General features: G+C 69.9%; 2 protein-coding genes. Both read right to left on the bottom strand.

The features are described 5' to 3' along the window. Positions 1 to 118: 118 nt before the first annotated feature. Positions 119 to 253 carry a hypothetical protein gene (locus Mlute_RS16515; protein WP_281270872.1) on the bottom strand — a complete coding sequence of 45 codons (135 nt, stop codon included), beginning with the start codon at positions 251 to 253 and terminating at the stop codon, positions 119 to 121. 48 nt (positions 254 to 301) lie between these two features. Next, on the bottom strand, positions 302 to 2,515 hold a 2,214-nt coding region (locus tag Mlute_RS14865), incomplete at its 5' end, for a heavy metal translocating P-type ATPase (RefSeq protein ID WP_456237815.1).

Genomic DNA, 2,515 nt, shown 5'->3' with positions numbered 1-2,515 from the left:
CACCAATGCCACCACCCCCCACAGCGGATAGCGCCGGTTCTGGTAGCGTGGATCGTCCAATGAGGCTAAGGCTTCGCGTAAGTTCATGCCTCTATCTAGCCTCAACCCTGAATAACGGTCAAGTCTGCTTGAGCAGGCTGCTCGCCCGCGCCACGCGCGCCTCGTCGGGCACGGCCCGGCGGGCCGTCTCGAGGGCTTCGGGGTGGATGCCCCGCTCCTCGCAGGCGGCGGCTCGGTCTAAAGCGGTCGGCATCGCGATAACCTCGTCTCGAGTATGCCACAGGCCACAGGCCGCGGGCGGCTAGCGGAAGCGCAGCAGCCGCAGCGAGTTCAGCGTGACCAGCGCGGTGGCCCCGGTGTCGGCCAGGACGGCGGGCCACAAACCGGTGATGCCCAGCAGCGTGGTGGCCAGGAACACCGCCTTCAGGCCCAGCGCGAAGGCGATGTTCTGTGCCACGACCCGCATCGTGTCCCGCGAGAGCCGCACCAGCTCGGCTACCCCCCGCACCGAGCCCCGCAGCACGGCGGCGTCGGCGGTCTCGAGGGCCACGTCGGTGCCCCCTCCCATGGCGATGCCCACGTCGGCCCAGGCCAGGGCGGGCGCGTCGTTGATGCCGTCGCCCACCATCGCCACCTTGCGCCCCTGGGCCTGGAGCTCTTTCACCTTAGCCGCTTTGTCCTCGGGTAAAACCTCGGCGATTACTGTGTCTATGCCCAGCTGGCGGGCCACGGCCTCGGCGGTGCGGCGGTTGTCGCCGGTGAGCATCACGGTCTGGATACCCATGCGGTGCAGCGCCTGCACCGCCTTGCGGGCGTCGGGCCGCGGCTCGTCCCGCAGGGCGATGAGGCCCAGCGGGGTGGGCGGGTTCAGCAGCACCACCACGGTCTTGCCCTGGAGTTCCATCGCCTCGATCTGCCCGGCTACCTCTGCGGCCAGGGGAGCGAGTTCGGCTGCGTACCTGGGCGAGCCGACCACCAGGGTTCGGCCCTGCACCATGGCTTGTGCCCCCTTGCCCTGGACGGCCTGCTGGTCGCTGGAAGGGGGCAGCGTGGCCCCCACCTCGTCGGCCTTCTCCACGATGGCTTTGGCCAGGGGGTGGGAGGAGCCCTGTTCGACCGCAGCGGCGAGGCCCAGCAGTTCGGCCTCGGAGCCTTCCAGAGCAACCACATCGGTCACCCGGGGCCGCCCCTCGGTGAGGGTGCCGGTCTTGTCGAAGGCGACGGTGCGGACGCGGGCGAGGGTCTCCAGCACCGCGCCCCCCTTGATCAGCAGGCCCCGCCGCGCCCCCGCCGAGATGGCCGAGGTGATGGCCGCCGGCACCGAGAGCACCAGCGCGCAGGGGCAGCCGATGAGCAATAGCGCCAGCGCCTTGTAGAGCCACTCGTGCCAGGCTCCGCCCAGGAACAGGGGGGGCACCACCGCGATCAAGGTCGCGATCGCCAGGACCCCAGGGGTGTAGTAGCGGCTGAAGCGGTCGATGAAGCGGGCGGTGGGGGCTTTGGACCCCTGGGCCTCCTCGACGAGGTGGATGATGCGGGCAATGGTGTTGTCGGAGGGGTCCTTGTCCACCCGCACGGTGAGCACCCCGTCGGTGTTGATGGAGCCAGCAAACACGCGGTCACCGGGGCCCTTGCTGACCGGCACCGATTCTCCGGTCACCGGCGAGTCGTCCAGGGCCGAGAACCCGCTCAGGATGGTGCCGTCGGCGGGGACCCGCCCGCCTGGGCGCACCTGCACCACCTGCCCGACCCGCAGGCTACTGGCGGGGACCTCGCGGGTACGGATGTCCTCCCCTTCCCCCTCGAGGAGGAAGGCGGTCTTGGGGGCCAAGGCGGCCAGGGCTTTGATCCCTGCTCTGGCCCTTCCGGCGGCGATGCCTTCCAGCAGCTCGCCCACCGCAAACAGGAACACCACCACCGCGGCCTCGGGGGCCTCGCCGATCACGACCGCGCCGATGGCAGCGATGGTGACCAGGGTGTTGATGCTGAAGGGGTTGCCCAGCCTCACCCCGGCCCAGGCCTTGCGGGCCAGCGGCCAGACCCCGATCAGGGTGGCAGCGATGTAGCCCCAGCGTGAAAGCTGCGGCTCGATAAAGCCGAAGACGAGGGCCGCCACCAGCAATACGCCGGTAGTGATCACCTCGCGCCCTTGGCGGGTGGCGTGCCAGGGCTTGTCCTCCAGCTCGTGGACGTGTTCGCCGTCCTGGGCCCTAGCCTCACCCCGGTCAGGGTGATGGGCGGCCTCTTCCGGGTGGGTATGGCTTTTGGTACCGTCCGGGACCCGCAGGGTGGGCTTATAGCCCAGGGAGCGTATCCTGGCCTCCAGGCTTTCCCTCGGCGTGACCGACTCGTCCAGGTTGAGCCGCAGCACCTGCGTGGTGAAGGCCACGCGGGGGTTAGACGCTCCGGGGGTGCGGTTCACCAGGGCCTCGATCTTGTTGGCGCAGTCGGCGCAGTCCATGCCCTCGACGAGGTAGCACAGTTCGGGGGCCTCCGGGGCGGGGTCCTGCACGGG

It is taken from the genome of Meiothermus luteus (genome assembly GCF_003574085.1).
Classification (GTDB): Bacteria; Deinococcota; Deinococci; order Deinococcales; family Thermaceae; genus Meiothermus; species Meiothermus luteus.
This window is presented reverse-complemented; position numbering and strand designations above follow the sequence as displayed.

What these genes read in the sequence shown, in the direction of transcription:
- Mlute_RS16515 (WP_281270872.1), bottom strand. Translation starts at nt 253, where the DNA reads ATGCCGACCGCTTTAGACCGAGCCGCCGCCTGCGAGGAGCGGGGCATC.